This is a genomic window from Sinomicrobium halophytocola (assembly GCF_052983395.1).
The window spans coordinates 5,001-20,135 of record NZ_JBRKIT010000032.1; the positions used below are offsets into that span (position 1 = coordinate 5,001).

The window sequence follows — 15,135 nt, forward strand, 5'->3', positions numbered from 1 at the left end:
AAGGAGTTTAAGGTTAAACTTAAGGATGCGGATAAGGATTTTGTTTTTGATGAAACGGAGGCAGACCTGAATAAATTTGACAGAATTATCGATGAAGTTGAACCGGGTAATCTGCGTTTGCCCGTGCTTATCAAAAAGTATATAAAACAAAATGCGAAGGTGGTTGCTTTTAACGTAGATCCTTTGTTTAATAATTCTGTGGATGGCCTGATGTATATACGTATAGCAGACCTTCCGGAAAGTACGGTAAAACCTGTTATGGAAGAATTACAGGAAGAATTGGAACGCAAGTTTATGAATAACGACAACGATAAGTAAAATCATATTTGCCGGTTTACACAGGAGTAAGACCAAGTCTGACGGTATGATGTCCTTTGGTATATTAATACAAAGGCACTAAACTGCTTTCAATTTCATCCTTTGCTTAACTAAAAATTAACTTTTTGGTAAAACAGGTCTCGTTTTATAAAGAATTCTGTATTTTTGGCTTTTTGTTTTTGGAGTGTTTATCATCATTTAATCCATTGTATTTGTGAAGATTAAACACTTTTTTGTTGTCCGATTTTATATCAGAGTATGCATAGTACAGCTCCCTATGAGAATGGAGAATCTTAGCTTAAAATTATATTTTAGGAATGACTGACCATACCTTTTTTCGTTCACATACCTTTTTGGTTATTTGTCTGTTTTTTGCTCTTCATACATCTGCACAACAGGTGGAAAAGGATACTGTCCCCCCTTCTTGGAAAATAGATTACGGTAACAGGGGATTTGAACTGAAATCTTCTGATGATAAGTACTTGCTTCAGATACAGGGTCGTGTGCAATTTCGCTTTGCAACACCCGATGATCAGGATCCTGTTACTTTTGACGATTATAATTCAGGAAATAACAGCCTGTTTGAAGTGAACCGTGCACGTTTGAAGGTAGGAGGAAATGTGTACCAGCCCTGGCTTAAATATTATTGGGAGTACGAAATGCAAAGATCCAATCTTTTGGATTTTAGGGTAATGATAGAGAAATGGGAATGGTTAAAACTTAAGGTAGGGCAATGGAAAGTGGAATATTCGAGGGAGCGCCGTATCAGCAGCGGTGAACAGGGCATGATGGACCGGTCCATTATAAACAGACCTTTTACGGTAGACAGGCAACAGGGGGTAGAGCTTTACGGAAGACTCAAAAATGGTAGAATACTCGATTTTAGTTATTGGGCGGGGATATTTACCGGCACCGGAAGAGGAATCGATAACAATGACGACAGGCATCTTATGTATTTCGGAAGAATACAATGGAACGTATTCGGAGAAGATTTGGGTTTTAAAAGCAGTGATTTTGAATTTCACGATAAGCCCCAGGCTGTTATTGCACTTGCCGGAATTACCAACCGGAGTCCATATACCAGGTTTTCCCAGTCCGGAGGAGGATATTTAAACGGATTTGAAGATGGTGTTGCCAGCCAGTACAGGGTTAATCAATATAACCTGGAGACGGCATTTGTTTATAACGGTTTTAGCTGGCAGTCCGAATGGCACCATAAGGATATTATAGACCGGTTGACCGAAACCAACGATTTGACAACTATGGAAGGGTTTTATCTGCAGGCAGGGTATCTGGCTAATTCAACATTCGAATGGTGGCCGAAACAACTGGAAATTGCAGGCAGATATGCCCGGTTTACACCGGATACGGATTTAGAAGATGATTTTCAGGAAGAAGCGACGCTGGCGTTTAACTGGTTTTTTAAGGAACATAAAAACAAGCTTACCCTGGAGATTAGTCATTTTGATTATGAGGTGGCCAATAATGGTATAGACGATAAAGTCAGGTTCCGGGTGCAATGGGATATTTCTTTTTAATGAAGCACATATATGCTTGATTTCTTTTTCTTATATTAGTCTTTGGATAGAATCTGTCATTTAGAACTCGTTTAAACTTTTTCCATCCTGATAATCATCGGGATCAAAAAAACTGTGACCGGACCAAAAACCTCTATTTTGGCTTCAATCTAAAAAGTTAAAATGAGTTCTTATTGTTAAACCAATATACTGACCCCGATTTGTGATTTGATTTCATGGCCCTATCAGGAAAGATTTATATTACTATCTTATTTCTTATACTTTGGAGCAAAGTTTTACACGCTCAATTAAACCGTATTCCTGTTAATAATGATGAAGCGTTTCTCATAAATTCACAAGAACTTGAGGAAGACCGTAGTATCTGGGTACATTTGCCATCCGGTTACAATTCAACTAATCAAATTTATCCGGTATTATATCTGCTGGATGGGGAGGGCCATTTTAAGAGTGTTTCCGATCTTGTGGATTATCTCTCGGGTTATGATAGAAACAGAATTCCTGAAATAATAGTGGTAGCCATTCCCAATGTTGAGCGCGGAAGAGACCTTACGCCTGTTCATTTGATAAAAGGAAGAGAAAACAACCTGCGGTCCGATGATAATGGCGCACATAAATTTTTACAATTTATACAAAATGAGCTCGTGTCTTACATAGAGGCCAATTACAGGACGGCTCCATATCGTATTTTAGCCGGCCACTCTTTAGCCGGGTTTTTTGGTTTGTATACAAAATTAGCGAGTCCTGATCTGTTCAATTCAACAATTCTTATGAGTCCGGCAATTGATATTGACGGAGGAAACACAAAAATTATTGATGATTTCCGATTGTTTCTGAAAACTTATAAAAATCTCTCTGATAATTTTTTTATTTCCATTGGAAATGAAAATACTCAGGCTGTAGATGCTATGGTTTCGCAACTGGCAATGTTTGCGCCTGAAAGTGTAGATTGGGACTTCAAAAAATATGAAGAAGAAAATCATTTTTCAGTTACTTATAAAAGCATGTATGATGCACTTAAATTTATCTATAAAGATTGGTTCATAGATAATTATGGCACAATCACTATGAGCTATGAGGAGATCCAACAACACTTTGACAAATTATCGAAAGAGTTTGGTTACACCATGATACCCGAAGAGGATTTTATGAATAACTTTGGTTATAGGCAACTCAGATCAAATAACATCGACGAAGCCATTAAAATATTTAAGCAGAACGTAGAAAACTATCCTGATTCATGGAATGTATATGATAGTATGGGAGAGGCATATATGAAAAAGGGAGAAAGACAATTGGCCATAGAAAACTACGAGAAGTCTGTGGATTTGAATGCCGATAATCAAGCCGGTAGAAAAGCACTGAATAAATTGAAAAATGGGGGGAAATAAATAAATCCGAAAATTGTAAAAGGAAAGAATTATTGACTTCTTTTATGCTGGTGGGTCTAAAGGGAAAAAACGGTTCTTCTATTTCAGATTAAAACTTATCATTAACCTTATCTGTTATGAAAGAGCCTCCCCAAAAAAGGGTATGGGGATGTTGCAATATCTGATAGATTCATATAGATAAGGAGTAGTAATGTCAAGTTTGTGAGATAGTCCTTATAAAAGCACTCTTTCCTAAATGAAACCATGCTTTTTTAGAATTTTTACTTCAGGTAAAGATAATTGCAGTTGATATTATAAGCAATTTTAAAACACAAAGTGTATCAAAGCCGCACGAAGGTATGCTAGTCAAATTCAATGTGCAGGTTTTATGCGTTTGGCATGATTATTATGTGCTATTAATCCTATACAATGGCCAAACGTTGTCTGCCTTTTTATCAACCGGATCATGATCGGAAACTACATCAAAAACATCGGGACGTAACTAATTAAGCAATAAGATCTTCTCGTCCATCAATATTAGTATGCCCGTAGGGTTACTGGTGTTTACTTTCTTCGCGGTTTTATACCTCTTTTTAACGAGAAAAATGATATCTTATGTAAATCCGGAAACAATACTTACCAGTTCGGAAACATTTTGGCAGGGGTTTACCCTGACCTTTGTGATATAGAAATTTAAAACTTATCACAATGAAAACTATTTTTATTACAGGGGCATCTTCCGGATTGGGAAAAGCAACGGCACAACTATTTCAGGAAAAGGGTTGGCAGGTCATTGCCACGATGCGAAATCCCCAGAAGGAAACGGAATTGAATACACTCCCTGATGTGTATTTGTATCCGTTAGATGTTACCAATGGGGCACAGGTAACCACTACAATCGGGAAGATACTCAATCAATTTGAAATTGATGTTGTTTTCAACAATGCCGGTTACGGATTAGTGGGCGGATTTGAAGCCTATACACAAGAAGATATCCAACGTCAAATTGAGACCAATCTTATAGGTGTATTAAATGTTGCACAGCCATTTATTACTTACTTCAGAGAAAAGGGAAAGAAAGGACTCCTTTTAACCACGACCTCTGCTGCCGGAATTGCCGCAAATCCCCTTGCCTCCGTTTACAGTGCAACAAAATTTGCGCTGGAGGGCTGGAGCGAAGCCATAAACTATGAATTACAATCCTTTGGTATCCGTTCAAAAACCATTGCCCCCGGTGGAATGGCCACAGATTATGCAGGACGTTCTTTAGCGTATATAGAAAGTGAGGCCTATACGCCGTTATGGAATAAAATGATTGCCGGGTTTGAAAACGGAAGTACCGATGTGCATTTTTCTTCCGCAGAAGATGTAGCCAAAGTAGTATTTGAAGCCGCTACCGATAATAAACCGCAATTGAGATATGTGGCGGCCGGACCGGATGCGCAAAAAATTGCAGAGGATCGTCAAAAATTAGGACAACAAAGCCAGTTTGAACAAATCAGTAAATTGTATCAATAATGAAAACGATCTTCATTACCGGAGCATCGTCAGGATTAGGAAAAACCACGGCAAAATTATTTCAAAAAAAAGGCTGGCAGGTTATCGCTGCGATGCGAAATCCCGAAAAAGAACAGGAACTTACACAGTTGGAGAATGTTTCCGTTTTTAAAATGGACGTGACCGATCTGCGGGAAATTAAATCTGTGGTAGCTAATGTGACCAACGATTACGAAATCGACCTTGTAATGAACAATGCCGGGTACGGCCTTATAGGGCCGTTGGAAGCACTGACTGACGAACAGATATCAAAACAAGTACAAACTAATCTTTTGGGCGTGATAGGCGTAACAAAGGCATTTATTCCTTACTTTAGAACCAGAAGATCAGGTGCCTTTATCAATATAAGCTCCAGTTTTGGTCTTGTTGGTTTTCCTACCTGTTCGGTGTATTCTGCCACCAAATTTGCTGTCGACGGATTTTCGGAAAGTCTGGCCTATGAGCTGGCAGATTTCGGAATAAATGTCAAGATCATAGCTCCCGGGGGAATAAAAACGGATTTTGCTACCCGTTCTATGGATACGGGAGTTCACCCGGCTTACGGGACATTAACGGCAAAAGTAAGTGCCGGGTATAGTCCGGAGCAGTTAGATCGTTATACCCCGGCTATTGATATAGCCCGGGTGGTTTATAAAGCCGCTACGGATGATAAAGATCAATTGCGGTATATAGCCGGAAAGGATTGTATCGCATTATATAATGATCGTTTAAGCCTGGGGACTGAAAAACAGTATCAAAACATTAAAGCAATGTTTGTAAGTGAATGATTTTAGAGCTCAGCGATTTTGATACGATTAAAGTTCAATAGATAAAGGCAACAGAAAAACCAATGATAATGAAACCAATTCTATTTAATTCCATTTCAGCACTACATAAAGCCCTGGAATTACCCAAGCCTATGCACCCCTTGATCAGTCTTGTAGATTACGGGAACATACAGGCAGATGTCACCGAACTCTCCAAAGGAATGGTACTCAATTTTTATAAAGTTTCCTTTAAAAGGAATTTTAAAGGAAAAATCAAATACGGACAGGGATATTATGATTTTGACGAAGGGAACCTCTCTTTTCACGCTCCGGGACAACTGGTAAAAGTCCTGGAAGAAGAAGCGGATTACGCCGGGATAACCCTGTTGTTTCACCCGGATTTTATTCGGGGGTATGCTTTGGCAAATTCGATCAAAGATTATGGTTTTTTCTCTTATGGGTTAACCGAAGCCCTTTATTTATCAGATAAAGAAAGAGAAATGATGGTGCGTATTTTCAATACCATTGAAAATGAATTGCAATCCTCCATCGACAATTTCAGCCAGGATATTATGGTTTCCCAAATAGAACAGTTACTGCATTACAGCAATCGTTTTTATAACCGACAGTTTATTACCCGTAAAACCTTGAATAATGATTTGGTGGTACAAATGGAAAATTACCTGGATGCGTATTTTAATACGGATAAAACACTGGAAAACGGCATCCCGACGGTTAATGATCTGGCAGCACACTTAAAAGTTTCGCCTCGTTACCTGGGGGATATGCTCCGCGCACATACCGGGCAAAGCACACAATCCCATATTCAGCAGAAATTGATGCAAAGGGCGAAATACCTGTTAACGGCCACCGATCTTTCCGTGGCAGAAATTGCCTATCAACTGGGTTTTGAACGTCCGCAGTCTTTTAATAAACTGTTTAAGCAGCAAACGCAGCAAACACCATTGCAGTATAAGAATTCCCTGAATTAGAAATATAAAGTAGACTAAAAAACATAGAATAATGAGTTACTGTTATGTCATAGAAACAATACCGGAGCCCAGAAAAAGCCTTCATAAAAAGTACCATGACAACCATTATGGTTTCCCGATACACGATGATAATGAGCTGTTCGGAAGATTGCTTATGGAAATCAACCAGGCCGGATTGAGTTGGGAAACTATCTTAAAAAAGGAGGAGAATTTTCGAGAGGCATACGACAATTTCGATATCCGAAAGGTGGCCAATTACACCGAAAAAGACCGGGAGCGATTGCTGGGTGATGCCGGGATCATCCGGAATAAACTAAAAGTAAATGCGGCAATTGTCAATGCACAGGCGATTATTGAATTGCAGAAGGAATATGGCTCATTTCAAAAATGGCTGGAACATCATCACCCGAAAACTTTACAGGAATGGATGAAACTCTTCAAGAAAACCTTCAAGTTTACAGGAGGCGAAATCGTCAATGAATTTCTGATGAGTATCGGATACCTGCCGGGAGCACATTCCGAAAATTGTGAAATATATAAACAGGTTCTAAAAGAAAAGCCGATGTGGAACCGATAAAACAATTAATCAAATGGATATAGAAAAATTTATTGCAGATTGGCTGAAGGCCAGTAATGATTTTGATACAGAAAAATATCTTGAAATGTATCATAAAGATGCGGTATTGGATGATCCTTCCGTAGGAAGAAAATTTAAAGGTCACCCGGGAATTGGAAATTACTTTGAAAGCTATTTTATAGGTTATAATACGCAAACCCGATTGATACACCTGGATGTCAAAGATGATAAAGCACACCTGGAAGTGGAGTTTGCCGGGGATTTCCCCGAAGGAAAAATAGGGGGTATTTTTGACTTTACTTTTAAAGACGATAAAATAGCCGCGGTACAGGCAGATTTAATATAATATTGCTTTTAAGATACTTTTTTGAAACATTCGTTTTAAAAAAGTATCTTTGCAATGTCATTACAATAGAAAAGATGAAAAATTTGGATTTTGCTGAATTGAAAGAACGTTTACGATCGTCAGGGAAGCGTATCATAAGCTTGAAAGGAAAAACCATCAAACCGAATGGACGGTAGAAGAAGACACCCTGGCATTCTTAACCGATGCCGGGTTGGTGGGGAGGAATATAATGTCGCAACAGGAACGCTGGCCTAAGGATAATACTGCGGAGGACCTGGAACACAAGTTAGGGGAATGCATCTGGTGGCTCACCATACTGGCCGATCGTGCCGGTATGGATATCGAAGAGGTTACGGAAAGATTTTTAAATAAGACGGAAAAATTATTTTAAAAGTACTTTTTCAGGAATTTATATGAACTAACAGCTATGGCACGAAATGTAGAATTTGACGAAGAATTAGCGATTTCCAGGGCGATGGATGTGTTCTGGAAAAAGGGATACAATGGTACCACAATGCGTGATTTGACCGAAGCTATGGGCATCAACAGCAGTAGCCTGTATAACACTATTGGTGACAAGCACCAACTTTTTATTCGCAGCATTAAACATTATACCGAGTCCAGGATGAAAGCTGCGACTAAAGAGTTGCAGCGTATCAAATCCCCGCTGAAAGCCATAGAAAAATTTATTCACTCTTCTGTGTATACAATTACCAACGAACCCAACAGTTGCCTGGCCATCAAAACGACGTTTGAAGTTGCCACAAGCGATGAGAAAGTGCAGAAGATCATCAAAAGCGATAACGAATTTACTTATAATTTATTGATCGATCTGGTAAATAAAGCGATGGAGAAAAAGGAAATCACGGTAACTCAGGATGCAAAAATGCTGACCGATTATATTATGAACCATTTTACAGGCTGGCACGAATCTTTTATCATCCATCACGATAAAACACGGATTAAGAAAATGGCAAATTTTTTAATCCATGAAATAAGTCAATAATTTTTTTGGTTATTATTTTGAAACAAACATTTTATAATTATGAATGCTTTAAACCTACAAGAGATATACAGGAGCTATTATACGGCGAGTGAACAACCGGAATTGGTCGATATACCCATAGCTACTTATATTTCTATCCTTGGAGAAGGTAGTCCGGGAACCACTGCTTTCTACGAAAAGAAAAAGGCAATCACACATTTTGCAGAAGAACTGCAAAAGAAATATGAAGGAACTGATAAAGCATTTAAAAGTACCACAGTAGAAATTTTCTATTGGTATGATGAAGAGCAAACAGGTTTCGTGGATATCGGGAATTTCTATACAACAGTAGATTTGAACCTACTCCATTACCGAATTGTTATCCGCATTCCGGAATACATTACTGCACAAGTCATTCAAACGGTAGTGCAAGGTTTGCCTGCACATTCATTTGCCGGCAACTTTGAACGTTTTACCTATACCGCGGGAAAATGTGTTCAACTCTTACATTTGGGGCCTTTTGCTGGAGAATTGGAAACACTTCCCGTATTACAACAATTTGCAACGAAGAACGGACTTAGAAAATCCGGGATGCACCACGAGATCCATTTAACCAATTTTGAAAGCGGGCAAAGTCAGGCGCACCTCAAAACAATTTTGCGTGATCCTGTTGTGAAGCATATATAGAATATTTGTTTCAAATTAAGGCAAATCGTTTTTATCCCTCAAAGACGACCATAAAATAAAGGAAAGGATAGAGAAGCTGGCCAAAAGCAAGTTTTATAAACTACGTCCGGATTCGGATAAACTTTTTTATAAAACGGACTTTATGGTGTAGCCGGAATTATGAAGGTGTGTATCATTGCTTTGGAATATGCCGACGGAAAATTCTCTGATCTTATTCCCCAATCGCATATCAATATACAGACGGCGTTGGAACATGCTCTGCAACTATTACCTTTTGAAGAAATAGAATGTTTGGAAGAACATATAAGGTTTCCCGATGATTAGTTATGCGTAATAGTTTTAGTCATAAGAACTCTGATACAAACACCGATGGCCTTAAGGCAACGGATTGGCTCTGATTACCTTCCACTTGCTTTTTGCTTGGTATGATAGCCGGTGCTTTGGGGATGATCCTAATTTGCCGATTTCTCCCTGAAGAGAAATTATATGTAATAGCCTTATTTTTTTACTGTACTGATTTTTATCATTTCAATTCACTTTTTCTAAAACTAATTTAGTGTCATAAATTGTTTAACATCAAAAATTTACAGTTATGTCACTTATCAAGTTTAACAACAGGTTACCATGGTCCGGTTCCGGGTTATCCAGGTTTTTCGACATGGACGATTTTTTCAGGGATGGTTTTTTGGACAAGACTGTCTTAGAACAGCCGGCCTTAAACGTCAGAGAAAAGGAAGGCGAATTCGAAATTGAACTGGCAGCCCCGGGCCTTTCCAAAAAGGATTTCCGGATTACCGTAGAAAACGGCTACCTGAACATCAGTGCCGAAAGGGAAGAATCAAAGGAAGAAAATAAAGACAACTATACCCGAAAGGAGTTTAACTACAATTCTTTTCACCGGTCTTTATTACTGCCCGATAGCGTAAAGGAAGAAGAGGTTAAAGCTACCTACGAAAATGGGATACTCCGGCTTAACCTGGCTAAAAAAGAAGAAACCAAGGTGTCCTCTTCCAGGGCAATAGAGGTTCATTAAAGAAATTTTTGAGAACGGGGAGTTACAAAACTCCCTGTTTTCTTCTAACTTTTAATTAAAGATAAAATGGTCCTGTACACAAACATTAAATACGTGGAATGGAAAAGTGCGGAGGAGATGCACGAAGATGCCAGGCAATGGCTTTCCGAACTTGAGTTTGCGCATACCGAATCGCATTTTCTCGACGAACTGCTCGGTACTTATTTCATAAAATTAAGCACCGAGCAAAACTATGCACAAACCAAAAAACTTGTGGAAAGATTGTCGGAATACAAAAAACAGATTCCCCGTCTTATAAAACAGGTCAGAGATCATCAAAATGAACTGATTGTGCTGTTGGACGGTATAGATCAACCTTATGAAGAAAGGGAAGTAAAGATTGCTCATAGAAAAATACAACAAAAGGCAGAGCAGTTTACCCTTGGTTTCAAGGAACTGAAAAAAGAGATATTTCAAACGGTTTACGATATTATGAGGAAAACCGACGGGAAAAACCTTATCGGCGGAAAGTATAAAAAATAAAGATCCCGAGCTTATTTCCTTTTATTAATAATAGAAAAGTCTGCTCAATGAAAATCCTGTTTTACAGCATCAAGGCTTTTTAAAAGCCTTGATGCTGTAAAATAGATTATTATAATCTTCAGATGGTTTTCACGGAAGAATACCTCACCCCTGATACCGCTGTCCTGGCATTGAATTTCAATACGGTTTCTCTTATACCGGGGACGATGCTTCCCTAATTGTACTGGAAATACAGAAGGAAATGGGCGTTAAGTATATAGCCCTGAGGTCTGCCGGGCATGATCGTGGCAATTGCAAGGCTGCGAGACGTATCGGGTTAGAAGTGGCCGATGTTATCTTCCTTCACACTCCCTTGAATAACACGAAACGAAGCAATAATAATCAACACGGCAAGAGGGACTATAATAAAGACGGAAGACCGGCTGGAGGTTCTTGAAAACAAAACAATCGGCGCATTAGGGATCGATATGAACGAGTGGGAAAAAGAATTCTTTTTTTAAAGACTTCTCGGAAACAGGAATTGAGGATATGATCTTAAAGAAACTGATCGGTATGCCTAATGTCCTGATCACTTCCCATCACGCTTTTCTTACTGCAGAAACATTGACCAATATCGCAGATATGTTTTTTCAAAATTTACATGACTGGCAACACGGGAAAAGTCCGGCAAGCAAAATACCATGATATTTACAGACCAGATGAGCGATATCATTTTATTTGTGTATTCCCGGCATTAGTTTAGCGGTGTATAAAAATAATCATCGTGTTAAGATACCTGCCTTTGTTTATTGTACTTTCCCTGATTGCAGAAATCCTGGGTACCGTAGGGGGATTCGGGTCCTCTGTGTTTTTTGTCCCCATAGCCAATTATTTTCTGGATTTTCAATCCGTACTCGGTATCACCGCTTTGTTTCACCTCGCCAGCAATGTTACCAAAATAGCTTTCTTCAGGAAAGGGATTGATAAGAAACTGGTCATAAACCTGGGGATCCCTGCCGTTATTTTTGTTACCGTCGGAGCCTATGGAAGTAAATTTGTCAATACCGGATTGCTTTCCCTGATCTTAGGAGGTTTTCTCATCGTGTTCAGTGCCCTGTTTTTGCTCATTAAGAAATTACATATAAACCCGACAACTAAAAATGCAATTGCCGGAGGGACACTTTCCGGGCTTAGTGCGGGGCTTTTGGGCACCGGAGGGGCTATAAGAGGAATGACCATGGCCGCATTTAACCTGAACAAGGACCGCTTTATAGCCACTTCGGCAATCATCGATCTGGCCATAGACATGAGCAGGAGCGTGGTCTATTCTCTCAACGGATATGTACGCTGGGAACACCTTTACCTGATCTTCATATTGCTTGTAGTAAGCATTGTGGGAACATATATCGGCAAAAAAATATTAAACCGGTTTTCCCACGATCAGTTCAAGCGTTTAGTCCTCTTTCTGATATTGATAATAGGGATAGTTACGATAGTATCGAATGTCTTGGTGGTATAATTCGTACTATTCTTTCTCGATTCAACCGTGGTTTTGCCGGTCCGCAAGTGCATCGTGCAGGTGGATGGAGGTTACAAATACGCAGGAAGGGTTTCCTGATACGCGGGATGCAGACCCAGGCACGGGGGTTCAATTTCGAACCCCCGTGCTTTTTTATTGTCGTGCAGCAGAACAAAATCATTGTACAGGAACACAAGGTTGTTATGCGGGAGAAGGGTTTACAAGTGCCGCACTTTGAAACGGTCTTGATAAGAAACAGACTTGTTATGCGGCGAAACAAAACCATTGTGAGGGAGAACAAGGTTGTTGTGCGGAAGAAGGGTTTACAGATACCGCACTTTAAAACGGTTTCGATAAGGAACAAACTTGTTATGTGGCGAAACAAGACCATTGTGCGGGGGAACAAGGTCGTTGTGCGGGAGAAGGGTTTACAGGTGCCGCGCTTTAAAACGGTTCTGATAAGGAACAAACTTGTTATGCGGCAAGGCAAGACCACTGTGCGGGAGAACAAAGCCGTTATGCAGGAGAAGGGTTTACAAGTACCGCACTTTGAAACGGTTTTGGTAAGGAATAAACTTGTTATACGGCAAAACAAGGTCGTTACAAAGCGGAAGAAACCCATATCTGTGTATCATAGATATCTGTAAGGACCGGGCAGCGGTTAATAATGGAATCTTTAGTCCGGTGGTTTCGTTATATCGAAACTCACCTTAGTTAAAATGAATAGGGTTTATATAATCCTTTCCTGTCATTATTTTTGGGTTTGCCTTGTTTTTTCATTCCCTGTTTCCGGATTTTGCCCTTTCCCGTAAATATTTTTTAATGTTATTCTTTCCCCGTTTTCATCTACAATATTTAAATCGTACCGAATGGTAATACGGGTACCGATGGGGGCATGGTAATAGATATACCACATATCGTCCTCCCTGGTACCTATACAGCCGTTGGAATAAGCTTTTCCCAGGGTTTCCGGATTGGTTGTGGGGTGGATCATCTGCCCGTTACGCACTCCGTTTATTTCGGTCTCTATCCATGGTATTCGGGGCATTACCGTAGTTTTGCCATCATCCCTTTTGGTCAGGTAGAATCGCTTTCCGTTAACCGGGTTATAAAATACGGGATCTCTCGCATGCCTTACTATGGTTCCTTTACCACTTGCGGTCTGCAGGTTGGTGATGCGATTTCCCATGGCGAGGTATCTTTTGGTGTTTTGCCCCACCCGTACCGGAAATGTGTACAGCAATGCCGAGTCTTGATAAATCCGAAGTTTGTATTCGGGAATATTGATGTCGATACGTGTATTCTCAAAGCTGTTTAACAGCCGGGTTACAGCCGTGGAATCCGGGATCATAAGGGAATCACCGGCTCGTAAAACGACCATCTTTTTTTGATCATACACAAAAGAATTCTTGGCTATTTGACGATAATAGTCCGTATTGGCCAGGGTATCTATGACCCATGGATTTGTGCGTACCAGCAAGTGCTCGGTAAGTGGATAGCTGATTCCCAGATTTTGCCCAGATACCAGCGAATCCATAAAATCAAAATAATCTGCTACGGGAATATCACGGGAAATATATATCCATTTTTCCGCCGGGGTCCTTTTAACGGAATCGTTTGTAACGTCCGTTGTTCCCTGTGGAAAATACGAGGCCCCGCCAGGAAAGGTAGAAATAATCAATGTCCAAAATAACCATATCGCAATCATAGCTGTATTTTTTGATATTATTTTTTTATCCTTTTGGCTGAACAACAGGTGTGTGATATCGTCTTCTTCCGCCGGTTTCTCCAAACCACCATTTGGTGTCGTAGGTTTTTCTGACCAAGCCGAACTTCTGAATGGCTTGTGTGTTCAGGTGATTAACCATATCTTCCACGGAATCCGTAATAAAAAGCAATTTGAGGTCTTCCGGATCGATGCTTTCGTTCATGGCCATCAATTGAATATGTTCGTAGAGTTCCTTGTGATATGCTTTCCCGAACAAAACCACCGGGAAATGGTTTATCATTTTGGTTTGGATCAGGGTAAGGGCCTCGAACAGTTCGTCCAGCGTTCCTATGCCGCCTGGCATGACAATAAAGGCGTAGGAATATTTAATCAGCAAAAATTTCCGGACAAAGAAATACGGGATATCGATCCATTTGTGCAAATAAGGATTTGCACCCTGTTCGTGGGGCAGGATAATATTACATCCCACAGAATATCCCCCGTTTTCATAAGCGCCCTTATTCGCAGCTTCCATAATACCTGGGCCACCGCCTGTCATTACCGTAAACCCCATTTTTGCAAGGGCCTTTCCAATTTCTTCGGCCTGTTTATAGTAAGGATTGTCCGGTTCAAAACGGGCGGAACCGAAAACAGTGACACAGGGGCCTATAAAGTGCATTTTCCGGAAGGCGCGTATAAAATTATACTGTACCTTAATGGTAAAAAACAACTCCTTTATACGATCTCTCGGGCCCTGCAGGAATGCTTTTTCTTCGTGGGTAAGAAATGAATTCTGTGTCATAGTATCATTATAGGTTACATGTATTTGGACAGAAAGGAGAAAAAGCGTTTTTTCAGATCAGTGTATATGGACCGCTGGATATCCATTTTTCCCCTCATGTCCTGGTGATATCTCAGCGCTACCCGGTCTATGGCGTCTTCATTGGTCATAAACTGACCGGCAATACGTATCTCATGGGCCTCTATTTCGTTTTTCAGGTTTTCTATTTTGCCCTTGTGCAGTATAAACTGGTTTTGAAATTGTCCCATTTCCACTAACACCCTGTCATTGGTCCATTTTTGCTGTATTTCTTCAAGCCTGTTTTCGAAGGATGCTATTTCGTCTTTCCAGAACAGGATCTCTTTCTCCCAGAGTTTATGTTCAAAATGCAGATCTGAGTTATCGATGATTGGTTCCATAGTTTATGATATTTAGTAAATGCTGCTAAGATATTGTTATGTGGTGTGTTACGAAATGACA

21 protein-coding genes (1 of these 21 cut by a window edge) are annotated in these 15,135 nt (G+C 39.9%); 18 read left to right on the forward strand and 3 right to left on the reverse strand.

Features of this window, described 5'->3' with window-relative positions; all coding sequences use genetic code 11:
• The 18 genes from ACVBDY_RS13070 to ACVBDY_RS13155 form a co-directional block, all read left to right on the forward strand.
• On the forward strand, positions 1-318 hold the 3' end of the coding sequence (locus tag ACVBDY_RS13070; RefSeq protein ID WP_447175914.1) for a lysophospholipid acyltransferase family protein. 1,494 nt of this gene lie to the left of the window's left edge; the window shows 318 of its 1,812 coding nt (coding positions 1,495-1,812); its start codon lies beyond the left edge, outside the window; it ends in the stop codon at positions 316-318.
• A 317-nt stretch (positions 319-635) separates the two neighbouring features.
• Positions 636-1,856 carry an OprO/OprP family phosphate-selective porin gene (locus ACVBDY_RS13075; RefSeq protein WP_447175915.1) on the forward strand — a complete coding sequence of 407 codons (1,221 nt, stop codon included), beginning with the start codon at positions 636-638 and terminating at the stop codon, positions 1,854-1,856.
• Between the two features lie 215 nt (positions 1,857-2,071).
• A complete protein-coding gene (locus tag ACVBDY_RS13080; RefSeq protein ID WP_447175916.1) occupies positions 2,072-3,244 on the forward strand; it encodes an alpha/beta hydrolase-fold protein in 1,173 nt (390 codons plus the stop codon).
• A gap of 687 nt (positions 3,245-3,931) precedes the next feature.
• Positions 3,932-4,741: an SDR family oxidoreductase gene (locus ACVBDY_RS13085; protein WP_447175917.1), complete on the forward strand. Its 810-nt coding sequence runs from the start codon at positions 3,932-3,934 to the stop codon at positions 4,739-4,741.
• On the forward strand, positions 4,741-5,547 hold the full coding sequence (locus ACVBDY_RS13090; RefSeq protein WP_447175918.1) for an SDR family oxidoreductase: 807 nt from the start codon (positions 4,741-4,743) through the stop codon (positions 5,545-5,547). The genes ACVBDY_RS13085 and ACVBDY_RS13090 overlap by 1 nt, the downstream gene beginning before the upstream one ends.
• Before the next feature lie 68 nt (positions 5,548-5,615).
• Positions 5,616-6,518 carry a helix-turn-helix domain-containing protein gene (locus tag ACVBDY_RS13095; protein WP_447175919.1) on the forward strand — a complete coding sequence of 301 codons (903 nt, stop codon included), beginning with the start codon at positions 5,616-5,618 and terminating at the stop codon, positions 6,516-6,518.
• 31 nt (positions 6,519-6,549) lie between these two features.
• Positions 6,550-7,095, forward strand: a complete 546-nt coding sequence (locus tag ACVBDY_RS13100) for a DNA-3-methyladenine glycosylase I (RefSeq protein WP_447175920.1) — start codon at positions 6,550-6,552, stop codon at positions 7,093-7,095.
• A 13-nt stretch (positions 7,096-7,108) separates the two neighbouring features.
• Positions 7,109-7,441, forward strand: a complete 333-nt coding sequence (locus ACVBDY_RS13105) for a nuclear transport factor 2 family protein (RefSeq protein ID WP_447175921.1) — start codon at positions 7,109-7,111, stop codon at positions 7,439-7,441.
• A 214-nt stretch (positions 7,442-7,655) separates the two neighbouring features.
• On the forward strand, positions 7,656-7,832 hold the full coding sequence (locus ACVBDY_RS13110) for a nucleoside triphosphate pyrophosphohydrolase family protein (RefSeq protein ID WP_447175922.1): 177 nt from the start codon (positions 7,656-7,658) through the stop codon (positions 7,830-7,832).
• A 36-nt stretch (positions 7,833-7,868) separates the two neighbouring features.
• On the forward strand, positions 7,869-8,447 hold the full coding sequence (locus tag ACVBDY_RS13115) for a TetR/AcrR family transcriptional regulator (RefSeq protein WP_447175923.1): 579 nt from the start codon (positions 7,869-7,871) through the stop codon (positions 8,445-8,447).
• 39 nt (positions 8,448-8,486) lie between these two features.
• Entirely contained in the window at positions 8,487-9,113 is a 627-nt protein-coding gene (locus ACVBDY_RS13120) for a hypothetical protein (protein ID WP_447175924.1), read from the forward strand.
• A 159-nt stretch (positions 9,114-9,272) separates the two neighbouring features.
• On the forward strand, positions 9,273-9,437 hold the full coding sequence (locus ACVBDY_RS13125; protein ID WP_447175925.1) for a hypothetical protein: 165 nt from the start codon (positions 9,273-9,275) through the stop codon (positions 9,435-9,437).
• A gap of 268 nt (positions 9,438-9,705) precedes the next feature.
• The gene (locus ACVBDY_RS13130; protein ID WP_447175926.1) at positions 9,706-10,146 is read left to right on the forward strand and encodes an Hsp20/alpha crystallin family protein; all 441 of its coding nucleotides are present in this window, start codon (positions 9,706-9,708) and stop codon (positions 10,144-10,146) included.
• Between the two features lie 66 nt (positions 10,147-10,212).
• A complete protein-coding gene (locus ACVBDY_RS13135; RefSeq protein WP_447175927.1) occupies positions 10,213-10,668 on the forward strand; it encodes a hypothetical protein in 456 nt (151 codons plus the stop codon).
• Between the two features lie 241 nt (positions 10,669-10,909).
• Entirely contained in the window at positions 10,910-11,104 is a 195-nt protein-coding gene (locus ACVBDY_RS13140; protein WP_447175928.1) for a hypothetical protein, read from the forward strand.
• A complete protein-coding gene (locus ACVBDY_RS13145; protein WP_447175987.1) occupies positions 11,073-11,168 on the forward strand; it encodes a hypothetical protein in 96 nt (31 codons plus the stop codon). The genes ACVBDY_RS13140 and ACVBDY_RS13145 overlap by 32 nt, the downstream gene beginning before the upstream one ends.
• A gap of 263 nt (positions 11,169-11,431) precedes the next feature.
• Positions 11,432-12,166 (forward strand): sulfite exporter TauE/SafE family protein, encoded by a 735-nt coding sequence (locus ACVBDY_RS13150; protein WP_447175929.1) that lies wholly within the window; start codon positions 11,432-11,434, stop codon positions 12,164-12,166.
• A 107-nt stretch (positions 12,167-12,273) separates the two neighbouring features.
• On the forward strand, positions 12,274-12,813 hold the full coding sequence (locus tag ACVBDY_RS13155; protein WP_447175930.1) for a hypothetical protein: 540 nt from the start codon (positions 12,274-12,276) through the stop codon (positions 12,811-12,813).
• 104 nt (positions 12,814-12,917) lie between these two features.
• Here ACVBDY_RS13155 and ACVBDY_RS13160 read toward each other — a convergent pair whose 3' ends face one another.
• From ACVBDY_RS13160 to ACVBDY_RS13170, 3 genes are read right to left on the reverse strand one after another with little or no spacing between them, the layout of a single operon-like run.
• Positions 12,918-13,874 carry a L,D-transpeptidase gene (locus tag ACVBDY_RS13160; RefSeq protein ID WP_447175931.1) on the reverse strand — a complete coding sequence of 319 codons (957 nt, stop codon included), beginning with the start codon at positions 13,872-13,874 and terminating at the stop codon, positions 12,918-12,920.
• Between the two features lie 25 nt (positions 13,875-13,899).
• Positions 13,900-14,676, reverse strand: coding sequence for an LOG family protein (locus tag ACVBDY_RS13165; protein ID WP_447175932.1), 777 nt, complete (start codon positions 14,674-14,676; stop codon positions 13,900-13,902).
• 14 nt (positions 14,677-14,690) lie between these two features.
• Complete coding sequence (locus tag ACVBDY_RS13170; protein ID WP_447175933.1) at positions 14,691-15,074, reverse strand: hypothetical protein; 384 nt, start codon at positions 15,072-15,074, stop codon at positions 14,691-14,693.
• Between the last annotated feature and the right edge of the window lie 61 nt (positions 15,075-15,135).

Excerpts from the sequence above, each read along its gene's own strand:
- ACVBDY_RS13115 (WP_447175923.1), top strand. The coding sequence starts at position 7,869 with ATGGCACGAAATGTAGAATTTGACGAAGAATTAGCGATTTCCAGGGCG.
- ACVBDY_RS13105 (WP_447175921.1), top strand. The coding sequence starts at position 7,109 with ATGGATATAGAAAAATTTATTGCAGATTGGCTGAAGGCCAGTAATGAT.
- ACVBDY_RS13100 (WP_447175920.1), top strand. The coding sequence starts at position 6,550 with ATGAGTTACTGTTATGTCATAGAAACAATACCGGAGCCCAGAAAAAGC.
- ACVBDY_RS13165 (WP_447175932.1), bottom strand. The coding sequence starts at position 14,676 with ATGACACAGAATTCATTTCTTACCCACGAAGAAAAAGCATTCCTGCAG.
- ACVBDY_RS13085 (WP_447175917.1), top strand. The coding sequence starts at position 3,932 with ATGAAAACTATTTTTATTACAGGGGCATCTTCCGGATTGGGAAAAGCA.
- ACVBDY_RS13140 (WP_447175928.1), top strand. The coding sequence starts at position 10,910 with ATGGGCGTTAAGTATATAGCCCTGAGGTCTGCCGGGCATGATCGTGGC.
- ACVBDY_RS13120 (WP_447175924.1), top strand. The coding sequence starts at position 8,487 with ATGAATGCTTTAAACCTACAAGAGATATACAGGAGCTATTATACGGCG.
- ACVBDY_RS13095 (WP_447175919.1), top strand. The coding sequence starts at position 5,616 with ATGAAACCAATTCTATTTAATTCCATTTCAGCACTACATAAAGCCCTG.
- ACVBDY_RS13155 (WP_447175930.1), top strand. The coding sequence starts at position 12,274 with ATGCAGACCCAGGCACGGGGGTTCAATTTCGAACCCCCGTGCTTTTTT.
- ACVBDY_RS13080 (WP_447175916.1), top strand. The coding sequence starts at position 2,072 with ATGGCCCTATCAGGAAAGATTTATATTACTATCTTATTTCTTATACTT.
- ACVBDY_RS13135 (WP_447175927.1), top strand. The coding sequence starts at position 10,213 with ATGGTCCTGTACACAAACATTAAATACGTGGAATGGAAAAGTGCGGAG.
- ACVBDY_RS13125 (WP_447175925.1), top strand. The coding sequence starts at position 9,273 with ATGAAGGTGTGTATCATTGCTTTGGAATATGCCGACGGAAAATTCTCT.
- ACVBDY_RS13075 (WP_447175915.1), top strand. The coding sequence starts at position 636 with ATGACTGACCATACCTTTTTTCGTTCACATACCTTTTTGGTTATTTGT.
- ACVBDY_RS13090 (WP_447175918.1), top strand. The coding sequence starts at position 4,741 with ATGAAAACGATCTTCATTACCGGAGCATCGTCAGGATTAGGAAAAACC.
- ACVBDY_RS13170 (WP_447175933.1), bottom strand. The coding sequence starts at position 15,074 with ATGGAACCAATCATCGATAACTCAGATCTGCATTTTGAACATAAACTC.
- ACVBDY_RS13130 (WP_447175926.1), top strand. The coding sequence starts at position 9,706 with ATGTCACTTATCAAGTTTAACAACAGGTTACCATGGTCCGGTTCCGGG.
- ACVBDY_RS13160 (WP_447175931.1), bottom strand. The coding sequence starts at position 13,874 with ATGATTGCGATATGGTTATTTTGGACATTGATTATTTCTACCTTTCCT.